Origin of the sequence: Streptomyces sp. NPDC007205 (assembly GCF_040634095.1) — a bacterium.
Taxonomy (GTDB): Bacteria; Actinomycetota; Actinomycetes; order Streptomycetales; family Streptomycetaceae; genus Streptomyces.
Map to the genome: position 1 here is coordinate 86,839 of NZ_JBEYEW010000025.1, position 20,332 is coordinate 107,170.

20 protein-coding genes and 2 pseudogenes are annotated in these 20,332 nt (G+C 70.6%); 12 read left to right on the forward strand and 10 right to left on the reverse strand.

Translation table 11 applies throughout. The features are described from left to right. Nucleotides 1–82: 82 nt before the first annotated feature. Nucleotides 83–1,705: a CDP-alcohol phosphatidyltransferase gene (locus ABZ624_RS31060; RefSeq protein ID WP_360096347.1), complete on the forward strand. Its 1,623-nt coding sequence runs from the start codon at nt 83–85 to the stop codon at nt 1,703–1,705. On the opposite strand, the gene dusB is transcribed toward ABZ624_RS31060, so the two are convergent. Both dusB and ABZ624_RS31070 read right to left on the reverse strand, forming a co-directional pair. Then, entirely contained in the window at nt 1,706–2,881 is a 1,176-nt protein-coding gene (dusB, locus tag ABZ624_RS31065) for a tRNA dihydrouridine synthase DusB (RefSeq protein ID WP_360096287.1), read from the reverse strand. It lies immediately after the preceding gene. A 52-nt stretch (nt 2,882–2,933) separates the two neighbouring features. Next, a complete protein-coding gene (locus tag ABZ624_RS31070; protein ID WP_360096290.1) occupies nt 2,934–3,809 on the reverse strand; it encodes a helix-turn-helix transcriptional regulator in 876 nt (291 codons plus the stop codon). Between the two features lie 107 nt (nt 3,810–3,916). Here ABZ624_RS31070 and ABZ624_RS31075 point away from each other — a divergent pair, with 107 nt between their 5' ends. From ABZ624_RS31075 to ABZ624_RS31100, 6 genes and pseudogenes are all read left to right on the forward strand, one after another. Further along, a complete protein-coding gene (locus tag ABZ624_RS31075; RefSeq protein ID WP_360096350.1) occupies nt 3,917–5,335 on the forward strand; it encodes an MFS transporter in 1,419 nt (472 codons plus the stop codon). 97 nt (nt 5,336–5,432) lie between these two features. Next, a complete protein-coding gene (locus ABZ624_RS31080) occupies nt 5,433–6,875 on the forward strand; it encodes an MFS transporter (RefSeq protein WP_360096293.1) in 1,443 nt (480 codons plus the stop codon). Nucleotides 6,876–6,985: 110 nt separating this feature from the next. Next, nucleotides 6,986–7,942, forward strand: a complete 957-nt coding sequence (locus ABZ624_RS31085; protein WP_360096296.1) for an IS481 family transposase — start codon at nt 6,986–6,988, stop codon at nt 7,940–7,942. Nucleotides 7,943–8,171: 229 nt separating this feature from the next. After that, nucleotides 8,172–8,486, forward strand: a pseudogene (locus ABZ624_RS31090) (MFS transporter); the annotation flags it as partial. 111 nt (nt 8,487–8,597) lie between these two features. Further along, nucleotides 8,598–8,816 (forward strand): hypothetical protein, encoded by a 219-nt coding sequence (locus ABZ624_RS31095; protein WP_360096299.1) that lies wholly within the window; start codon nt 8,598–8,600, stop codon nt 8,814–8,816. Nucleotides 8,817–8,934: 118 nt separating this feature from the next. Then, entirely contained in the window at nt 8,935–9,357 is a 423-nt protein-coding gene (locus ABZ624_RS31100) for a hypothetical protein (protein ID WP_360096302.1), read from the forward strand. Here ABZ624_RS31100 and ABZ624_RS31105 read toward each other — a convergent pair. Further along, nucleotides 9,338–9,934, reverse strand: a complete 597-nt coding sequence (locus ABZ624_RS31105; RefSeq protein WP_360096305.1) for a TetR family transcriptional regulator — start codon at nt 9,932–9,934, stop codon at nt 9,338–9,340. The two genes, ABZ624_RS31100 and ABZ624_RS31105, sit on opposite strands and share 20 nt — an antisense overlap. A 26-nt stretch (nt 9,935–9,960) precedes the next feature. Continuing rightward, on the reverse strand, nt 9,961–10,983 hold the full coding sequence (locus tag ABZ624_RS31110) for an aldo/keto reductase (protein ID WP_360096308.1): 1,023 nt from the start codon (nt 10,981–10,983) through the stop codon (nt 9,961–9,963). 170 nt (nt 10,984–11,153) lie between these two features. On the opposite strand from ABZ624_RS31110, the gene ABZ624_RS31115 reads away from it, so the two are divergent. Beyond that, nucleotides 11,154–12,269 carry an endonuclease/exonuclease/phosphatase family protein gene (locus tag ABZ624_RS31115; protein ID WP_360096311.1) on the forward strand — a complete coding sequence of 372 codons (1,116 nt, stop codon included), beginning with the start codon at nt 11,154–11,156 and terminating at the stop codon, nt 12,267–12,269. 109 nt (nt 12,270–12,378) lie between these two features. Here ABZ624_RS31115 and ABZ624_RS31120 read toward each other — a convergent pair whose 3' ends face one another. Beyond that, nucleotides 12,379–13,761 (reverse strand): glycine--tRNA ligase, encoded by a 1,383-nt coding sequence (locus tag ABZ624_RS31120; RefSeq protein WP_360096314.1) that lies wholly within the window; start codon nt 13,759–13,761, stop codon nt 12,379–12,381. Between the two features lie 172 nt (nt 13,762–13,933). On the opposite strand from ABZ624_RS31120, the gene ABZ624_RS31125 reads away from it, so the two are divergent. From ABZ624_RS31125 to ABZ624_RS31140, 4 genes are all read left to right on the forward strand, one after another. Next, the gene (locus tag ABZ624_RS31125) at nt 13,934–14,890 is read left to right on the forward strand and encodes a metal ABC transporter substrate-binding protein (protein ID WP_360096317.1); all 957 of its coding nucleotides are present in this window, start codon (nt 13,934–13,936) and stop codon (nt 14,888–14,890) included. A gap of 20 nt (nt 14,891–14,910) precedes the next feature. After that, on the forward strand, nt 14,911–15,678 hold the full coding sequence (locus tag ABZ624_RS31130; protein ID WP_360096320.1) for a metal ABC transporter ATP-binding protein: 768 nt from the start codon (nt 14,911–14,913) through the stop codon (nt 15,676–15,678). 16 nt (nt 15,679–15,694) lie between these two features. Beyond that, the gene (locus tag ABZ624_RS31135) at nt 15,695–16,597 is read left to right on the forward strand and encodes a metal ABC transporter permease (RefSeq protein WP_360096323.1); all 903 of its coding nucleotides are present in this window, start codon (nt 15,695–15,697) and stop codon (nt 16,595–16,597) included. Between the two features lie 63 nt (nt 16,598–16,660). Beyond that, nucleotides 16,661–17,071, forward strand: a complete 411-nt coding sequence (locus ABZ624_RS31140) for a transcriptional repressor (RefSeq protein WP_360096326.1) — start codon at nt 16,661–16,663, stop codon at nt 17,069–17,071. 20 nt (nt 17,072–17,091) lie between these two features. On the opposite strand, the gene ABZ624_RS31145 is transcribed toward ABZ624_RS31140, so the two are convergent. The 5 genes and pseudogenes from ABZ624_RS31145 to ABZ624_RS31165 form a co-directional block, all read right to left on the reverse strand. Continuing rightward, nucleotides 17,092–18,420 carry a histidine-type phosphatase gene (locus tag ABZ624_RS31145; protein ID WP_360096329.1) on the reverse strand — a complete coding sequence of 443 codons (1,329 nt, stop codon included), beginning with the start codon at nt 18,418–18,420 and terminating at the stop codon, nt 17,092–17,094. A gap of 40 nt (nt 18,421–18,460) precedes the next feature. Then, on the reverse strand, nt 18,461–19,309 hold the full coding sequence (locus ABZ624_RS31150; protein ID WP_360096332.1) for an isoprenyl transferase: 849 nt from the start codon (nt 19,307–19,309) through the stop codon (nt 18,461–18,463). Nucleotides 19,310–19,327: 18 nt separating this feature from the next. Next, nucleotides 19,328–20,074 (reverse strand): DNA repair protein RecO, encoded by a 747-nt coding sequence (gene recO / locus ABZ624_RS31155; RefSeq protein ID WP_360096335.1) that lies wholly within the window; start codon nt 20,072–20,074, stop codon nt 19,328–19,330. Continuing rightward, a complete protein-coding gene (locus ABZ624_RS31160; RefSeq protein ID WP_360096353.1) occupies nt 20,071–20,202 on the reverse strand; it encodes a hypothetical protein in 132 nt (43 codons plus the stop codon). Before ABZ624_RS31160 ends, recO begins: the two co-directional genes overlap by 4 nt. A 30-nt stretch (nt 20,203–20,232) precedes the next feature. Then, a pseudogene (locus ABZ624_RS31165) lies at nt 20,233–20,332 on the reverse strand (IS481 family transposase); the annotation flags it as partial.

The following is a 20,332-nucleotide window of genomic DNA, read 5'->3' on the forward strand; positions in this document are numbered from 1 at the left end:
CCGCCCCTCCCGGCGCCCCTGGACCGCGCTGTCGGCGCGCGTGCGGCGGTGGCGCGAGGCGCATCCCACGGCTGCCCGGGTCATGTCCGTCACCGTGACCGTGCTCGCCGCCGCGCTCGTCGTCGCCGCGCTCGTGATGCCGGACTCGGTGGTGCGGCTGGGGCCCGGGAAGTTCTTCCGGATACCGGCCGAAGCGGTCATCGGCGCGGCGGTGATGCTCGCGCTGCCGCGCCGGCCGCGGGTGGTGCTGGCTGCCGTGTCCGGGGTGGCGCTGGCCGCGATGACCGTGCTGAACGCTCTGGACATGGGTTTCAACCAGTACCTCGGCCGCCCGTTCAACGTCGTCCTCGACTGGAGCCTGTTCGGTGACGCGGAGTCGTATCTGGAGGACTCCCTCGGCCGTACGGAGACCCTCGCGGCCGTGGCCGGTGTGATCGTGGCGGTCCTGCTGCTGTGCGTGCTGCTGGCGCTGGCCATGGTCCGGCTGGGCAATCTGCTCGCCCGGCACCCCGGCACCGCGACCCGGGGCACCCTGGTCGCGGGCGTCGTCTGGATCACCTGCACCTCGCTCGGCCTGCAGGTATCCGGCGTGCCGATCGCCTCCGACACCACCGCCACGGCGCTGAAGACCCAGGCCCAACGCATCTCCGACACCCTCAAGGACGAGGCGGAGTTCCGGAAGGTGGCCAAGGTCGACGCCTTCGGCAACACCCCGGGCAGTCAGCTGGTCCCGGATCTGCGCGGCAAGGACATGATCTTCACCTTCATCGAGAGCTACGGCCGCAGCGCGATCGAGGACCCGATCATGGCGCCCGGCGTGGACAGCACGCTCGACGCCCGCACCAAGGCGCTGGCCAAGGCGGGCTTCCACGCCAAGAGCGGCTGGCTGACCTCGGCGACCTACGGCGGCAGCAGCTGGCTCGGCCACTCCACCACCATGTCCGGCCTGTGGATCAGCAACCAGCAGCGCTACCGCACGGTCATGGCCAGCGACCACCTCAGCCTCACCGAGGCGTTCAAGAAGACCGGCGCCTTCGACACGGTCGGGGTCATGCCGGGCGTGCAGAAGGCCTGGCCGGAGCAGAAGTGGTACGGCCTCGACAAGGTCTACAACGCCTTCGAACTCGGCTACAAGGGACCGAAGTTCAGCTGGTCGACCATGCCCGACCAGTACGCGCTGCAGCAGTACCAGGACCGGGTGCACAGCAAGCAGCCCGCCGACGGCAAGGCGCGGATGTCCCTGCTCATCCTCACCTCCAGCCATCAGCCCTGGGCGCCGATCCCGAAGATGGTCGGCTGGGACCAGCTGGGCGACGGCTCGGTCTTCAAGGGCATCCAGGCGGCGGGCAACAATCCGGCCGACGTCATCGCCGACACCACCAAGTCCCGCCAGGAGTACGGCAAGACGATCCAGTACTCGGTGACCGCGCTGACCCAGTGGCTGGAGCGCTACGGCAGCAAGGACACGGTGCTGGTCTTCCTCGGCGACCACCAGCCGATCGCCCGGGTCAGCGGCAACCACGCCAGCCGTGATGTGCCGGTCTCGATCGTCGCCAAGGACCCGAAGGTGCTGGACCGGATCGCCGGGTGGGGGTGGACGGACGGCCTGCGCCCGGCCCACAACGCCCCGGTCTGGAAGATGAGCGCCTTCCGCGACCGCTTCCTGACGGCGTACGGCTCGACACCGCACCCGAAGAAGGGCTGATCAGCCCCCGGAGGTGTCCAGCTCCGCGTCCTCGCTCACGCCCGCGCAGTCGTACGGGTCCTTCAGCCAGCCGTCCGGCAGCACCACCCGGTTGTTGCCGGACGTACGGCCGCGAGGCCCGTCCGCGCCGGCCGGCCACGGCTGGTCGAGGTCCAGCTCGTCGAGCCCGGCCCGCAGCTCCGTCAGCGAGGAGGTGATCGCGAGCCGCTTGCGCATCTCCGAGCCGACCGCGAAGCCCTTCAGGTACCAGGCGACGTGCTTGCGGAAGTCGACGACGCCCTTGGACTCGTCGCCGATCCACTCGCCGAGGAGGGTGGCGTGCCGGACCATGACGTCGGCCACCTCACGCAGGGTCGGGCGGGCGAAGGACGTACGCCCCTCGAAGGCCGCCACGAGGTCCGCGAACAGCCACGGCCGGCCCAGGCACCCGCGCCCGACGACCACCCCGTCGCAGCCCGTCTCCCGCACCATCCGCAGCGCGTCCTCGGCCGACCAGATGTCACCGTTGCCGAGCACCGGAATCTCCGGCACGTGCTCCTTCAGCCGGGCGATGGCCTCCCAGTCGGCGGTGCCGCCGTAGTGCTGGGCGGCCGTACGACCGTGCAGCGCGATCGCCGTGACGCCCTCCTCGACGGCGATGCGGCCGGCGTCGAGGTAGGTGATGTGGTCGTCGTCGATGCCCTTGCGCATCTTCATGGTGACGGGGAGGTCGCCGGCGCCGCTCACGGCCTCCCGGAGGATCGCCCGGAGCAGGTTCCGCTTGTACGGCAGGGCCGAGCCGCCGCCCTTCCTGGTGACCTTCGGGACCGGGCAGCCGAAGTTCAGGTCGATGTGGTCGGCCAGGCCCTCCTCCGCGATCATGCGGACGGCCTTGCCGACGGTCGCCGGGTCGACGCCGTACAACTGGATCGAGCGCGGCTGCTCGCTCGCGTCGAACCTGATCAGCTGCATGGTCTTGTCGTTGCGCTCGACCAGCGCCCGGGTCGTGATCATCTCGCTCACGAACAGGCCCTTGCCGCCGGCGGCTCCATCCCTTGCTTCGCCTCCGGCGAAGGCTCCGCCTCCGGCGAAGTGCCTGCACAGGGTGCGGAAGGGGGCGTTGGTGATCCCCGCCATGGGTGCGAGCACGACGGGCGGTGCGACGGCGTGCGGGCCGATGGAGAGCGGGTGGGTCATCGTCAGGGCTCCGGGACGGATGTACGGCACAGGGGCGAGCCCCCATTGTCCCTCACCCGTCCGCCAGCTCCGCCAGCCGCTCCAGCCGCTCCTCGGTCTCCTCGTCGGCGGGGATGTACGCGACCACCCGGTGGGCCGGTGACTGCGGGGCCAGCCACATGGTGCGGTGTTCGAGGCGGACCAGGCCGACCACCGGGTGCCGGTACCGCTTGACGTGCGGGGACAACGGCGCGACCTCGTGCCGTTCCCACAGCGCGCGGAACTCCCCGGAGGCCGCCAGCAGCCGGTCGCGGTGCTCCTTCCACACGGGTTCGGCCACATGCTCGGCCATGGCCACCCGGTACTTGGCGACCAGGTCGCGCAGCATCTCGTCCCGGTCGAGGAAGTCCCGCTTCCAGCGCTCGCTGGTGGCCAGCAGCCACAGACAGTTGCGGTCGGCCACGGGCAGCGCGGTGAGGTCGCCGAAGAGCTGGGCGAAGGGGCGGTTGGCGGCGAGGACGTCGTAGCGGGCGTTCTGCAGGGAGGCGGGGTAGGGCGCGAGCCGTTCGACGACCTTCCGCGCGGAGGTGGAGACGACCGGGCACTCGGGGTCGATGCGTGGGTCCGCGGTCCCGGCGAGGGCGAAGAGGTGGGCGCGCTCGGTGGGGTCCATGAGCAGGGCGCGGGCGACGGCGTCCAGTACCTGAGCGGAGACATGGGTGGCGCGGGCCTGCTCGATCCACGTGTACCAGGTGACGCCGACCGCGGAGAGCTGGGCGACCTCCTCGCGGCGCAGGCCGGGGGTGCGCCGGCGCGGGCCGCGCGGCAGGCCCACCTGCTCCGGGGTGACGCGCTCGCGGCGGCTGCGCAGGAAGGCGGCCAGTTCCCGGCGCCGGACGTGCTGCGCCCTGGGCTGCTCGGTGCGGTGTTCCCGCGCTGCGATGGTCATGCCCCAAGGGTGCCGTCCCGTCGTACGCGGATTCCAGTTGGTGCCGGTACCTGGATGACCACCGCCTGGTACCCGGCTGGGAGCTGCCGGAGAGTCGGGGCGTGACCATGACGACCACCTCTCTGCGCCCCACAGCGCCGCCCCGCGGCCTCACGGCCCTCGGCCTGCTCACGCTCCTTCTCGGGACCGCGCTGCCGATGATCGACTTCTTCATCGTCAACGTCGCCCTGCCGACGATCGAGCACGATCTGCACGCTCCGCCCGCCACGCTGGAGATGGTGGTGGCCGGGTACGCGGTGGCGTACGCCGTGCTGCTCGTGCTCGGCGGCCGGCTCGGCGACACCTACGGCCGGCGGCGGTTGTTCCTGTGGGGCGTGGCCGCCTTCGGGCTGACCTCGCTGGCCTGCGGACTCGCGCCGGACGCCTGGTGGCTGGTGGCGGCGCGGGCCGCGCAGGGTGCCGCGTCGGCGGCGCTGCTGCCGCAGGTGCTGGCCACCGTCCACGCGACGACGTCCGGCGAGCGCAGGGCCCGCGCGGTCGCCCTGTACGGCTCGGTCGGCGGGGTGTCCGTCGTGCTCGGGCAGGTGCTGGGCGGGGTGCTGGTCGCCGCCGATCTCGCGGGCACCGGCTGGCGTGCGGTGTTCCTGGTGAACGTGCCGGTGGCCGTCGCCGCCCTGGTCTGTGCGCTGCGGTCGGTGCCGGACAGCCGGGCCGAGCGGCCCGCGCGCGGCGATCTCGCCGGTACGGCGCTGCTGGCGGCGACCCTGATCGCGCTGCTGCTGCCGCTGACCGAGGGCCGGGCGGCGGGCTGGCCGCTGTGGTCGGTGCTGCTGCTGTGCGCGGCGCCGCTGCTCACGGCGGGGTTCTACGGCGTGGAGCGGCACGGGGAGCGGGCCGGCGGAAGCCCGTTGCTGCCGCCGTCCCTGCTCACCGCGCCGGAGGTCCGCCGGGGCCTGCTGCTGGGTCTGCCGGTGTTCGTCGGCTTCGCCGGCTGGATGTTCGTGAGCGCGGTGACCCTGCAGCAGGGTCTCGGGTACGGGGCGCTGCGGGCGGGGCTGACGCTGGTACCGATGGGGGTCGCGCAGTTCGCGGCGTCGATGCTGGCGCCGCGTGCCGCACGGTGGTTCGGCGGGCGGGCGGTGACGCTGGCCGCGGCGGTGCACATCGCGGGGCTGGCGACGGTGACGGCGACCGTGCTGCTGGGCCCCTGGCCGCGGCTGAGCCCGCTCGCCCTCGCCCCCGGTCTGGTGCTGTGCGGGCTGGGCCAGGGCCTGCAGCTGCCCCTGTACTACCGGCTCCTGCTGGCGGCGATCCCGGCCCGGCTGGCGGGCGCGGGCAGCGGGCTCGCGGCCACGCTGCAGCAGTCGTGCCTGGCGGTCGGGGTGGCGACGCTCGGTTCGCTGTTCCTGTCCCTCGTCCCCGGTCTCGGCATGCGCCGGGCGCTGGCGGTGGTGCTGGCGGTGCAGGCGGCGGGATTGCTGGGGCTGGGGTGGCTTGGTCTGCGGCTGCCCCGGGTACTGGGATAGCCGCCGACAAGGGGCCACCGCGATGATCGTGTAGTGCACATCAATTAGGCACACTATTAGTTAGACGCACTATCGAAGTAGGCGTACGATCCCATCCATGCCCGAGTTGACCCACCGCCGCCGTCTGCTCGTCCTCGCGATCTGCTGCATGAGCCTGCTGATCGTGAGCCTGGACAACACCGTGCTGAACGTGGCGCTGCCGTCCCTGCAGCGCGATCTGCACGCCACCACCTCCGGCCTCCAGTGGACGATCGACGCCTACACACTGGTGCTCGCCTCGCTGCTGATGCTCGCGGGCTCGACGGCCGACCGCATCGGCCGCAAGCGGGTCTTCATGGCCGGTCTGGTGGTCTTCTCCATCGGCTCGCTGCTGTGCTCGCTCGCGCCGAACCTGACCCTGCTGGTGGTGTTCCGCATGGTGCAGGCGATCGGCGGCTCGATGCTCAACCCGGTCGCCATGTCGATCATCACCAACACCTTCACCGACCCCCGCGAGCGCGCCCGCGCCATCGGCGCGTGGGGGGCGGTGGTCGGCATCTCGATGGCGGCGGGCCCGCTGGTGGGCGGCCTCCTCGTGCAGTCGGTGAGCTGGCGGGCGATCTTCTGGATCAACCTCCCGGTCGGCCTCGCCGCCCTCCTCCTCACCCTCCGCTTCGTCCCTGAGTCCCGCGCACCGAAGGGCCGCCGGCCCGATCCGGTCGGCCAGCTCCTGGTCATCGCCCTGTTCGGCTCGCTGACGTACGCGATCATCGAGGCCCCGGACTCCGGTCCGACCGCGGTGGCCCCGTTCATGGCGATCGCCTTCGCGGCCCTCGTCGGCCTGCTCCGGTACGAGCCCCGGCGCGCCGAACCCCTCATCGACCTGCGCTTCTTCCAGTCGGCCCCGTTCAGTGGCGCCACGGTGATCGCGATCAGCGCGTTCGCGGCGCTGGGCGGCTTCCTGTTCCTGTCCACGCTCTACCTGCAGAACGTCCGCGGTCTGAACGCCCTGCACGCCGGCCTGTGGATGCTGCCGATGGCCGCCCCGACATTCCTGTGCGCGCCTCTGTCCGGCCGCCTGGTGGGCAGCCGCGGCCCGCGCCTTCCCCTCCTGGTGGCCGGTACGGCGATGACGGCGAGCGGCGTCCTCTTCGCGGCCTTCGAGGCGGAGACGTCCAACGCCACCCTCCTCATCGGCTACGTCCTGTTCGGCATCGGCTTCGGATTCGTGAACGCCCCGATCACCAACACGGCCGTCTCCGGCATGCCGCGCGCCCAGGCCGGGGTCGCGGCCGCGGTCGCCTCCACGAGCCGGCAGCTGGGCCAGACCCTCGGTGTCGCGGTGGTCGGCGCGGTCCTGGCCTCCGGCGTCGGCTCGTCGCCCATGAAGCAGGCCTTCGTCTCGGCGGCCCGCCCCGGCTGGTGGATCCTCACCGCCTGCGGCCTGGCCGTCCTCCTCCTCGGCCTCCTCACCAGCGGCCGCTGGGCTCACGGCACCGCACAACGCACAGCCGAGAAGCTGGAGTCACCGGACATCCGCCAGCCGGTCGGAGCGCCCTGACGCGCCTAGGTGTATTGACCACGAGCGTTGTTGACAGTCACGGTGCTTGATCATGGCGAAGACCTCCGGTGTGGTGGAGCTGTCTAGGACTGCACCGCACGGAGGTCTTCGTGTCCCACCGTAATGCCCGGCTGACCGTTCACGGCAGGCGGCTGCTGGTAGAGCGTGTCCGCTCCGGCCGTCCCATCGCGCATGTCGCGGCCGAGATGGGCATCTTTCGGGCCACGGCCCACAAGTGGCTGCGCCGCTGGCGGGCGGAGGGCGAGGCCGGGCTGCACGACCGGCCCAGCCGACCGCACACCACACCGCACCGGACCCCGGCAGCAGTAGAGGAGCAGGTCTGCCGCCTGCGACAAGAGCGGAAGCTGGGCCCGGCCCGCATCGGGCCGATCCTGGGCCTGCCCGCCTCGACCGTCCACCGGGTCCTGGCCCGGCACGGCCTGAACCGTCTGGCCTTCCTGGACCGGCCCACCGGGCAGGTCATCCGCCGCTACGAACGCAGCCGGCCAGGCGAACTCGTCCACGTCGACGTCAAGAAACTCGGCCGGATTCCTGACGGCGGAGGCTGGCGCGTCCACGGCCGTGCCGCCTGCCCCGACCGCCGCCGCACCACCGGCTTCGACTACATCCACTCCGCAGTCGACGACCACAGCCGCCTCGCCTACAGCGAAGTCCACCCGGACGAGAAGGCCGCCACCTGCGCAGCCTTCCTGAAACGGGCCGCAGCCTTCTTCGCCACCTGCGGCATCCTGCGCATCGAGCGAGTCCTGACCGACAACGCCTGGCCCTACCGCAAAAGCTTCGCCTGGCAGCGGGCACTGGCCGACCTGGACGCGACCGGCAAACTCACCCGCATCTACCGGCCGCAGACCAACGGCAAGGTCGAACGCTTCCACCGCACCCTGCTCGATGAGTGGGCCTACCTGCGGCCCTACACCAGCAACGACGAACGAACCGCCGCCCTGGCAGACTTCCTGCACACCTACAACCACCACCGCTGCCACACCGCACTCGGCGGCCACCCACCGATCAGCCGTGTGAACAACGCTTCAGGTCAATACACCTAGGCCCTGTCCAGACGGAACGGGGCGCCCGGCGTCGTCGGGTGCCAGCCATGGTGCAGTGCCTGGTGGATGGCGCGGGCCGCCTCGGAGGGGAGGACCGGGACGGCGTCGTGGCCGAGCAGGTTGCCGGGGCGGGGGCGGTCGGTGGTGAGGCGCGGGCCGCGGCGCCGAGGGCGAGGTCGTACAGGCGCTCCAGCCGCTCGCGGGTCACCTCGTCGTCTCGCGCGGCCGGCCGCAGCTGGGCGTCGGCTCGCTGCTGCCCGGCTTGGCCGTGGCCGGCGCCGGGCAGGGGCGCCAACTGCCCGACGTGATGCGGCTCGTGATGTCGGAGATACCGCCGTCCCGGGCCGGTGTCGGCAGCGGTGTGATGGTCACCACCCAGCAGTCCGCGCTCGCCCTCGGCGTGGCCACCCTCGGCACCCTGTTCCTCACCCTGTCCGCGAGCACGGGCATGCGGGACGCGCTGGTCACCACGCTGCTGGTGCAGCTGGCCGGGATCGCGCCGACCGGCCTGCTCAGCCTGCGTCTGCCCCGCGAGGTCGGCTGAGCCGAGGCCCACGGCTTGGACAACTGCGCGGGAAGCGCCCCGTTGATGTTCGTCTTGCTGCACACTCCTGTCCCGGTCGGGAGTGCCGGACTTGAGGAGACGTGAGGCGTCATGCCGCAGGGCAACAGCACGAGCAAGGTCAGCAGATGGGACGGGCACGGCCGGGAGCATGTCGTCCGGGTGCAGCGCACAGGGGTGCAGCGCACGATCAGATGCGACACATGCGGCTGGCGCAGGGGCGCCCAGTTCCTGCCATGGCTGAAGGCGGCGGAGCATCTGGCCGAGGCCCATCAGGCGACGGTGGATCCGGCGGCGGCCCGGCAGCCGTGAAGGCGAGCGCCCCGGCCGTGGGACACCCCGTCTGACCTGCGCTCCCACCCGTTCGAGTGGCCGCTTTCGCAGAGCCGGTTCAGCCTGGGAAAGGTTCATCGAGCGACAGGAGACGACCATGACCTGGGTACTCCGCCACCGCTGCGGCCGCGCGCTCGGCGCCGGTCTCCTCTCCGTGGCGCTGCTCTCCGGTGGGACGGCCGGAGCCTTCGCCGCCGGCAGCGCCGCCCCGAGCGCCGGCAGCGCCCCGCCCAGTCCGACCACCGGTATGGCCTCGATCACCATCAACGTCAACAAGTCCGCGGTGAAGGCCGGGCAGATGGTGAAGTTCACCGGACGCACCAAGGGCCTGAAGATCGGCACCCCGCTGGTCCTCCAGCACGAGAAGAACGGCAAGTGGACGAACCTGAAGTCGACCGCGAAGGTCAGGAAGGGCAGCTCGTACGAGCTCCTCGCCAGGCTCAACACCAAGGGCACCGAGCATCTGCGGGTCGCGGCCGGGCACGTCTACTCGCCCGCCGTCACCGTGAAGGTGAGCTGAGTCCCCGTATCAGCAGGTCGACGACGGCCGTGAACTCCTCGTCGACGCCGGGAGCGGTCCACTCCCGGGCGTAACAGGGGTCGTGGAAACGGCCGGTGGCCTGGAAGACGGCCCGCGCCGCGGCGGCCGGGTCGGGTACGAGGAAGGCGCCCGCCCCGGCCCCTGCCGTGATGATCCGGGTCAGCTGCGCGGTCAGGTCGGCGATGTGCTCGCCGACCGCCGTGCCGTTCTCGTCGGTCAGCACCGTGTAGGTGGCGAAGAGCTCGGGGTCGTCGCCCGCCTTGTGCCGCTTGGCCTCGAACAGGGCGCCGAGCCAGGCCCGCAGCCGCTCCTCGGGAGTGCCGTCCCCGGCGACGATGACGGCCAGTTTCTCCGACGTCCGGTCCAGCCAGCGTTTGGTGACCGCCTCGCGCAGGGCCGCCTTGGTGCGGAAGTGCCGGTAGACACTGCCGTGGCTGACGCCCAGCGCGCGGGCCACGTCGACCACGGTGGCCTTGGCCGGGCCGTGCCGGCGCAGCACCTCCTCGGTGGCTTCGAGGATGCGCTCGGCGGTCAGGGTCTCGGTGGGCGGTGCCATGCCTTAGACCGTACCTGGCGCCACGGTCAGCGCTCGCTGTCGAGGTGTGCCATCTGCGCGGCCGGATAGCGGTCACCGGCCGCCGCGTCCGCCGGTACGGCCTCCTCGATCGCCGTCAGGTCGGCCGCGTCCAGGGTGACGTCCAACGCGCCCAGCGACTCGGAGAGCCACTCCCGCGTACGGGCCCCCACGAGCGGAACGATGGTCGTGTCCTGCCGCAGGCCCTGGGAGATCACCCAGGCGACGGCGATCTGCGCGACCGTCACGCCCTTCTGCTCGGCGATCTTGCGGAGGGCCTCGACCAGGTCCAGGTTGTGCTGGAGGTTCTCGCCCTGGAAGCGGGGCGAATGGGCGCGGAAGTCGTTCGCGGCCAGCTGCCGGTCGCGGGTGAAGTGGCCGGAGATCAGGCCGCGGGAGAGCACACCGTACGCGGTGATGCCGATGCCCAGTTCGCGGGTGGTGGGCAGGATGTCCCGCTCGATGCCGCGGGAGATCAGCGAGTACTCGATCTGCAGATCGGAGACGGGCGCGGTGGCGGCGGCCCGCCGGACGGTGTCGGCGCCGACCTCGCTCAGGCCGACGTGCCGGACGTATCCCTTCTCGATCAGTTCGGCGATCGCGCCGACGGTCTCCTCGATCGGCACGTCCGGGTCGAGGCGGGCGATCCGGTAGACGTCGATGTGATCGACGCCGAGGCGCTGCAACGAGTAGGCGGCGAAGTTCTTCACGGCGGCCGGGCGGCCGTCGTACCCGCTCCAGTTGCCCTCCGGGTCGCGCAGGGCGCCGAACTTCACGCTGAGCAGCGCCTGTTCGCGGCGGGCGGCCGGGGCGGTGCGCAGGGCCTCGCCGATCAGCATCTCGTTGTGCCCCATGGCGTAGAAGTCGCCGGTGTCCAGCAGGGTGACGCCCGCCTCCAGGGCGGCGTGGACGGTCGCGACGGACTCCGCGCGGTCGGCGTCGCCGTACAGCGCGGACATACCCATGCAGCCGAGGCCGAGGGCGGAGACCTGGGGTCCGGTGGTTCCGAGGGTTCGGGTTCGCATCGTCATGCCTCCACCTTGCCATGACAGATGACAGATTTCAATATCTGTCATTCCATAGCTGTCACATGCGCGGTGCCCTTCGTCCGTGGACAATGGGAGTTGTCGGCGAGCAGTCACTTCGGCGGCGCCTGCCGCCGGCCCCGCGGTGCCCTCGCGCCGCCCGGAGGAGGGCCGCCATGGTCGTCCGTATCGCCACCTTCAACACCGAGAACCTCTTCCGCCGCCCCTCCGTCTTCCGTCTCTCCGACGCTGCCCAGCGGAAGCAAGTCCTCGACGACTTCGACAAGTTGGTCACCCTCCTGGACAAGCCGGCGTACGCCGAGCCGGACAAGAAGGAGATCGCGGACCTCGTCCTCACCTACCAGGCCTACAGCAACGACCCCGACGACCCGCCGCTCATCTACGTCAACCAGAACCGCCCCGGGAGGGGCAGCGGGCTCTTCGACACGCCTCCGCCGGGGTCCCACCCCACGGAGCTGCAGATCCGCGCCGACGGCCGCGGCGCGTGGGCCGGCTGGGCCGAACTCGGGCAGGACGACCTGGACATGGCAGCGGTGAAGAACACCGGGCGGGTGGTCACCGAGGTCGACGCCGATGTCCTGCTGGTGCCCGAGGTCGAGGACCGGCTCACCCTGGAGCGCTTCAACCGGCACGTCCTGGGCCTGGGCGGACAGCCGTACCCCTTCAGTCTGCTGATCGACGGCAACGACCCGCGGGGCATCGACATCGGGATCCTCAGCCGCCTCCCGGTCACCTCGGTCCGGCCGCACCTCTTCGACCCGAACCCGGCCGACCCGACGAAGCCCCTGTTCAGCCGCGACTGCCCCGAGTACGAGATCCAGCTCGGCAGCGGGGAGAGTCTGGTGCTCCTCGGCAACCACCTCAAGAGCAAGTTCAACGACGACCCGGAGCTGCGCCTGCACCAGGCGGAACGGGTCGCCGGGATCTACCGGGCCGCGCTGCAGCGCACCCCGAACGTCGTGGTCGCCGGCGACCTCAACGACACCCCGGACAGCAAGCCGGTCGGAATGCTGCTGGGCGCCGACCCTCCGCTGCGCGACGTGATGAGCCACCCCTCGTACCAGGGAGACCCGGGCACCCATGGCACCTGCCACTCGAAGCGGGACAAGCTCGACTACCTCCTGCTTCCGCCCGGTCTGTGGTCGAAGGTGCAGCAGGTGGGCCTGGAGACACGGGGCGTCTTCGCGCACCCGAACCACTTCGACAGCGTGACGTCGAAGACCGACGAGGCGTCGGACCACGCCGCGCTGTACGTGGTCCTGGACCTGTAGTCCTGGACCTGTAGTCCCGGACCTGTAGCCCTGGACCTGTGAGCAGAACGCCCGTCCTCCGGCCGGCCGAGTCGGACGGAGGACGGGCGTACGGCACCGGCAGGGGGCGTCAGCAGCCCAGCAGACGGGCGGCCAGGTAGCCCTCGATCTGGTCGAGGGACACCCGCTCCTGCTTCATCGAGTCCCGCTCGCGCACCGTGACGGCGTTGTCCTCGAGCGTGTCGAAGTCGACGGTCACGCAGTACGGCGTACCGATCTCGTCCTGGCGGCGGTAACGGCGACCGATCGCACCGGCGTCGTCGAACTCGATGTTCCAGTGCTGGCGCAGCGCCTGCGCGAGACCCTTGGCCTTCGGGGACAGCTCGGGGTTCCTCGAAAGGGGCAGAACCGCGGCCTTCACCGGGGCGAGGCGGTGGTCGAGGCGCAGCACCGTGCGCTTCTCCATCTTGCCCTTGGCGTTCGGCGCCTCGTCCTCGACGTAGGCGTCGAGCAGGAAGGCCAGCATCGTACGACCGACACCCGCCGCGGGCTCGATGACGTACGGCGTCCAGCGCTCCTGGGCCTCCTGGTCGTAGTACGCGAGGTCCTGGCCGGAGGCCTTGGAGTGGGCGCCGAGGTCGTAGTCGGTGCGGTTGGCGACACCCTCCAGCTCGCCCCACTCGCTGCCGCCGAACTGGAAGCGGTACTCGATGTCGGCGGTGCGCTTGGAGTAGTGGGAGAGCTTCTCCTTCGGGTGCTCGTACCAGCGCATGTTCTCCTCACGGAGACCCAGGCCGGTGTACCAGTTCCAGCGCTGCTCCATCCAGTATTCCTGCCACTTCTCGTCCTCGCCCGGCTTGACGAAGAACTCCATCTCCATCTGCTCGAACTCACGGGTGCGGAAGATGAAGTTGCCCGGCGTGATCTCGTTGCGGAACGACTTGCCCATCTGGGCGATGCCGAACGGCGGCTTGCGGCGCGAGGTGGTCTGCACCTGGGCGAAGTTGGTGAAGATGCCCTGGGCGGTCTCGGGGCGGAGGTACGCGACCGAGCCGGAGTCCTGGGTCGGGCCGAGGTGCGTCGACAGCAGACCGGAGAACTGCTTGGGCTCGGTGAACTGGCCCTTGTTGCCGCAGTTCGGGCAGTTGATGTCCGCCAGGCCGTTCGCCGGGGCGTGGCCCTTCTTCTCCTCGTACGCCTCTTCCAGGTGGTCGGCGCGGAACCGCTTGTGACACGCGGTGCACTCGGTCAACGGGTCCGTGAAGGTGGCGACGTGGCCGGACGCGACCCAGACCTCGGAGGCCAGGATGACGGACGAGTCGATACCGACCACGTCCTCGCGCGACGTCACCATGTAGCGCCACCACTGGCGCTTGATGTTCTCCTTGAGCTCGACACCCAGCGGTCCGTAGTCCCAGGCGGCACGCTGTCCGCCGTAGATCTCACTGCACGGGAAAACGAAGCCACGGCGCTTGCTCAGGCTGACGATGGTGTCGATCTTGTCGGCGGCCACGGTGCTCTCTTCATGACGGTTACGGCGACTGGCGGTGAAGCGAGATGCTTCCAGCTTGCGAATGATTCAGGTTACCGGCGCAGGCTCCCCCACGGCCAAATCGGGGCCCCTCCCAAGCAGCCCGGACAAGGCTTTTTGACAACGGTTTCCATGTCTGTTGAAAATGACTGTCATGAACGTACGACGACGCCTCATACCCGCCGCCGCGATCACCGCCGTGACCGCCCTCGGCCTCGGCACCCTCACCGCCTGCTCCGGGGACACGGCAGCGGCGAACACCGGCAGGTTCGACGTCGTAGCGTCCTTCTATCCCATGGCCTTCCTCGCCGAGCGCATCGGCGGGGACCACGTCCATGTGACCAGTCTGACCTCCCCCGGCCAGGAGCCGCACGACCTGGAGCTCAGCCCGAAGCAGATCGGGGGTCTCGAGGACTCCGACGCGGTCCTGTACCTGAAGAACCTCCAGCCCTCCGTCGACGACGCGGTGGCCCAGTCCCCGGTCACGACGAAGATCGACGCGGCTTCCCTGACCACGCTGGAGGACCACGGCAACGAGGTCGGCGGCCACGCGGCCGCGCACGACACCCACCAGGGCGAGGAGTCGGCGGGCAAGGACCCGCACATCTGGCTCGACCCGGTCCGCTACGCCCAGGTCGCCGAGGGTGTCGGCAAGGCCTTCGAGAAGGCCGACCCCGAGCACGCCGCCGACTACAAGAAGAACACCGCGGCCCTGGTCCGGCAGCTGAACGGCCTGGACCGGCAGTTCAGGGACGGACTGGCGCACCCGAGGACCAAGGTCTTCGTCACCACCCACGCCGCCTTCGGCTATCTCGCCGAGCGCTACGGCCTGACCGAGGAGGCCATCAACGGCCTCGACCCCGAGTCGGAGCCCAGCGCCGCCCGGATCAGGGACCTGGAGACGATGGCCAGGGCCGACGGCGTCTCCACCGTCTTCTACGAGACGCTCGTCAGCGACAAGACCGCGAGGACCGTCGCGAACGACGCCGGCCTGAAGACGGACGTCCTGGACCCGATCGAGGGCATCACGGCCAAGTCCCGCGGCAAGGACTACTTCTCCGTCCAGCGGGCCAACCTCAAGGCGCTCCAGCAGGCGCTGGGCGCCAAGTGACCGACAGGGAGGGCAGGATCATGGGAGAGCCCGTCATAGCTCTGCACGGGGTCACCGCCGAACTCGGCGCACGTCCCGTGCTGCGCGGCATCGACCTCACCGTCGGCCGCGGCGAGGTCGTCGCACTGCTCGGCGCCAACGGCTCCGGCAAGTCCACGGCGGTCCGCACGATCATCGGCCAGGTACCGGTCAGCGGCGGCACGGTCGAGCTGTTCGGCACCCCGCGCCGCTCCTTCCGCGACTGGGCGCGCGTGGGCTACGTACCGCAGCGCACCACGGCCGCCGGCGGCGTCCCCGCGACGGTCACCGAGATCGTCTCCTCGGGCCGGCTCTCGCGCACCCGCTTCGGCGTCTTCCGCAAGGCCGACCGGGCGGCCGTGCACCGGGCCCTGGAACTGGTCGGCATGGCGGACCGCGCCAAGGACTCGGTGAACGCCCTGTCCGGCGGCCAGCACCAGCGGGTGCTGATCGCCCGCGCGCTCGTCGCCGAACCCGAACTGCTGATCATGGACGAGCCGATGGCGGGCGTGGACCTGGCCAGCCAGGAGGTGCTGGCGCACACGCTCCGCGAGCAGGTGGCCGCCGGCACGACGGTCCTGCTGGTCCTGCACGAACTCGGGCCGCTGGAACCCCTGATCGACCGGGCGGTCGTCCTGCGCGACGGCTGCGTGCTGCACGACGGCCCGCCGCCGCGCGCGGTCGGCCAGCACGCCCTGCCCGGCCACGACCACGTACACCCGCACGCGCCCGCGGGCGCCGAACCGATCCGCACGGGACTGCTGAGTTGATGGGGCTTCTGAGCTGATGGACTTCCTGAACTACGCCTTCATGCAACGGGCGCTCCTCGCCGCCGTCCTGGTCGGCATCACCGCGCCCGCGATCGGCATCTACCTCGTCCAGCGCCGCCAGCCCCTGATGGGCGACGGCATCGGGCACGTCGCGATGACCGGCGTCGGCCTCGGCTTCCTGCTGCACGCCTCACCGGTGTGGATGGCCACGGCCGTCTCCGTGCTCGGCTCGGTCCTGATGGAACTGATCCGCTGGTACGGCAGGACACGCGGCGACATCGCCCTCGCGATGCTCTTCTACGGCGGCATGGCCGGCGGCGTGATGTTCGTCAACCTCGCGCCCGGCGGTTCCAATGCCAACCTGACCTCGTACCTGTTCGGTTCGCTGTCCACGGTCTCCCCGTCGGACATCACGGCGATCACCGTGCTCGCCGCGTTCGTCGTCGTGGTCACCCTCGGACTGCGCCGCCAGCTGTTCGCGGTCAGCCAGGACGAGGAGTTCGCCCGGGTCACCGGGCTGCCGGTGCGCGCCCTGAACCTGCTCACCGCCGTCACCGCGGCCGTCACGGTCACCGTCGCCATGCGGGTGGTCGGCCTGATCCTGGTCTCCGCGCTCATGGTGGTGCCGGTCGCCGCCGCCCAGCAGCTCAGCCGCAGCTTCGCGGTGACCTTCGCGATCGCCGTCGCCATCGGCGTCGGCGTGGCGATCAGCGGCACGATCACCTCGTACTACCAGGACGTCCCGCCCGGCGCGACGATCGTCCTGCTGACCATCGCCGCGTTCGTCGCGCTCACGGTCCTGGCCACCCCGCTGGCCCGTCGACGCGCCCGCGCGGCCGCCGCGGCACACCCCGCCGGGGACCCGGCGGAGTGCACCATTCCGGCCACGAGAGGGGCCGCGGACGAGATCGGCGTCTGACCGCTGACAGTCCGGGCTGGCACAATGGCCGCCCGGGCACAAGCGAGACGTGAGGAGACAACGGTGACGACCGCTGGACCGCCCGTGAAGGGCCGCGCGACCCGCCAGCGTGCAGCGGTGGCGGCGGCCCTGAACGAGGTCGAGGAGTTCCGCAGCGCGCAGGAACTGCACGACATGCTCAAGCACAAGGGCGACTCGGTCGGGCTCACCACCGTCTACCGCACGCTGCAGTCCCTCGCCGAGGCCGGCGAGGTCGACGTCCTGCGCACGTCCGACGGCGAGTCCGTCTACCGCCGCTGCAGCACTGGTGAGCACCATCACCACCTCGTGTGCCGTGCCTGCGGCAAGGCGGTGGAGGTGGAGGGCCCGGCGGTGGAGAAGTGGGCCGAGGCCATCGCGGCGGAACACGGTTACGTCAACGTGGCGCACACGGTGGAGATCTTCGGCACATGCTCTGACTGCGCCGGGGGCTGATTCCGGGGCGCTGCCAGAGCTCAGCCGCGCCCGAAGCACCGCTCCAGTTCGTCGAGGTCATAGAAGGTGCTCCCCTTCTCGATCGGGCGGCAGCCCGTCCTGAACGCCGTCTCCTTCTCGTTGTAGAGCATGCGGACCAGGTACCGGTCGCCCCTCCTGAAGACGTCCCACTGGATGTTCGCGCCCAGCGGAGCCACCGACGCCCCCCGCCAGGGATTGCCGGCGTACGTGTACGCCTCCCCCGGCGTCGCCGGCCCCGTGCTGCCCGGCAGCCCCATCAGCGCGGCCAGCGGAATGATCTCCTCGGCGTGGGTGAAGCGCAGCTCGGCCCCGAGCTCGCTGGTACCGGCCCGCTTGGCCTCGGCCTGCTGGAAGAAATCGTCGAGCAGGACGCCCGCCATCCTGTAGGTGATGTCGCTGTCGGAGAAGCCGGGACCCTTCTCGTAGAAGTCCTCGGCGTCGGACAGATACCCGAACCACTCGGCGTCCGGCCGGGAGACGAAGCGCTCCATCCCCCAGCCGTCGCCGTCCGGGCTCTCCTCGCTCATCGCGGGGGCGATGGCGTACAGGCGGTAGACGGCCTGTGCGGCGCCGACCTGGTCGGTGATCCGGTCGACGAAGGCTTCCGTGAAGATCCGGCGCAGGACGCTGTGCGCGGCCTCGTGTGTCCGGGGCTGGTCCTCGATCGCGTTCAGGGTGTCCTTGAGACGCTGGTCGTTCGCGAGGTAGTCGCGGTACGCGGCGCCGCCCGCCGCCTTGTGGAAGTACAGCAGGTCCTTGTCCGTCCGGGTCGCCCCGATCAGTGGCTTCAGCGCCGGGTCGGCCGCCACGAGCGCCCCGGTGAACTCCTCCGCGCTGTCCACGGCCCGCCCCTGCCCGGAGCTGACCACGTCGATCTTCTCGCCCTGGCCGGCGATCTCCGCGAACAGGGTGGGCAGCCGGCGCTCCATGCGCGTCGCCGTGTCCCGCATCTCCTGCCGCCCGCGCCCGCTGAGGTCGCCGTACCCGGCCTTCTCCATGGCGGCCGTCAGCGCCCGCACACACGGCCCGAACTCCTCACCCTTCCCGGTGAGTTCACCCTGCTCCCGCGCCTTGTCCCAGAGGGCGAGGACCAGGTCGCCGTCCTCCCCGTCCGTGGCCGCACGCGAGCCGTGCCGGGAGACGTTCTCGGTGAAGACGGCGGTGTAACCGGCCGGGGGCCGCTGATAGGTGTGCGCGCTCTGCTGAGGCTCGTACGGGGCCTTGGTGCCGTAGCTCGCGCGGTGCGCGGGACCGTCGTCCACGGCGTGCGCGGGCAGCGCGGTGAGCAACAGGGCGCCGAGGGCGAGGACAGGCGTGAGACGTCTCATGAGTCCCGCATCCTCGGCGCCCCGGTTGAACCGCCGGTGGCTACGAGGTGGAATCGCCCTTCATGGCGGCCTCCATGGCGAGGAGTTCCTCGTTCGGGACGGCACCGCCGAACCGCCGGTCGCGGGAGGCGAATTCGAGACAGGCCCGCCACAGGTCACGGCGGTCGAAGTCGGGCCACAGCACGTCCTGGAAAACCATCTCGGCGTAAGCGCTCTGCCACAGCAGGTAGTTGGAGGTGCGCTGCTCGCCGCTCGGCCGCAGGAACAGGTCCACGTCCGGCATGTCCGGGTAGTACAGGTACTTCTGGATGGTCTTCTCGCTGACCTTCGCCGGATCCAGCCGCCCCGCCTTCACGTCCTCGGCCAGTGCCTTCGCCGCGTCGGCGAGCTCGGCCCGGCCGCCGTAGTTCATGCAGAAGTACAGCGTGAGCAGATCGTTGCCCTTGGTCTGCTCCTGGGCGATCTGCAGCTCCTTGGCGACCGACTTCCACAGCTTGGGCATACGCCCCACCCAGCGCACCCGGATCCCGAGTGCGTCGAGCTGATCGCGGGTCTTCCGGATGAAGTCGCGGTTGAAGTTCATCAGGAAGCGGACCTCGTCGGGCGACCGCTTCCAGTTCTCGGTGGAGAAGGCGTACAGGGAGATGTTGCGCACACCGATCTCGATGGATCCCTGGAGGACGTCGAGCACCCGCTCGGCCCCCACCTTGTGCCCCTCGGTGCGCGGCAGCCCCCGCTCCTTCGCCCACCGTCCGTTGCCGTCCATGACGATGGCCACGTGGTTCGGCACCAGCTCGCCGGGGAGCTTGGGCGCACGCGCACCGGACGGGTGCGGCTCCGGCGCCCTGTACTCGCGCCGCTGGCGCCCCAGGATCCCGCGTACGACCATGCGCTTCTCGTCTCCCTCTTATTTCTCGACGTACCTGAGCGAACGCAGCCCGCGTTCCAGATGCCAGTGCAGGTAGGCGGACACCAGCCCGCTGCCCTCCCGGACGTACCGGGCCTCGCACGCGTCCGCCGTCTCCCAGTCTCCCGTAAGCAGCGCCCCGAGGAGTACCAGGGTCTGCGGCGACGGTACGACACTCCCGGGCACCCGGCAGTCGACGCAGACCGAGCCGCCGGAGGCCACGGAGAAGAACCGGTTCGGTCCGGGCATGCCGCACTTCGCGCAGTCGGTGAAACTCGGGGCGTACCCGTTGACGGCGAGGGAGCGCAGCAGGAAGGCGTCGAGCACCAGATGGGGAGCGTGCTCTCCCCGGGCGAGCGTCCGCAGGGCGCCCACCAGCAGCAGGTACTGCTGCACGGCCGGCTCGCCCTCATGATCGGTGAACCGCTCGGCGGTCTCCAGCATGGCCGTCCCGGCGGTGTACCGGGCGTAGTCGGTGACGATGCCGCCGCCGTACGGAGCGATGGTCTCACTCTGCGTACACAGCGGCAGTCCGCGCCCGACCAGCTCACTTCCCCGCGCGAAGAACTGCACGTCGACGTGAGAGAAGGGTTCCAGCCGGGCCCCGAACTTCGACTTGGTCCGCCGCACGCCCCGGGCCACGGCCCGCACCCGCCCATGCCCCCGCGTGAGCAGCGTGATGATCCGGTCGGCCTCACCCAGTTTCTGGGTGCGCAGCACGACGCCGTCATCCCGGAACAGACTCACAGCCGACCCCCGCTTCCCACCGGCCGGGGGTCCGGGGGTCGCCCCCCGGGACAGCACAGCATGATCCGGTCCGCCTCACCCGGCTTCTGGGTGCGCAGCACGATGCCGTCGTCGCGGAACAGAGTCATGGCACCATTCTCGCCCATGCCGGGGAGCGGCTAGATGTATTGACCTGAAGCGTTGTTCACACGGCTGATCGGTGGGTGGCCGCCGAGTGCGGTGTGGCAGCGGTGGTGGTTGTAGGTGTGGAGGAAGTCT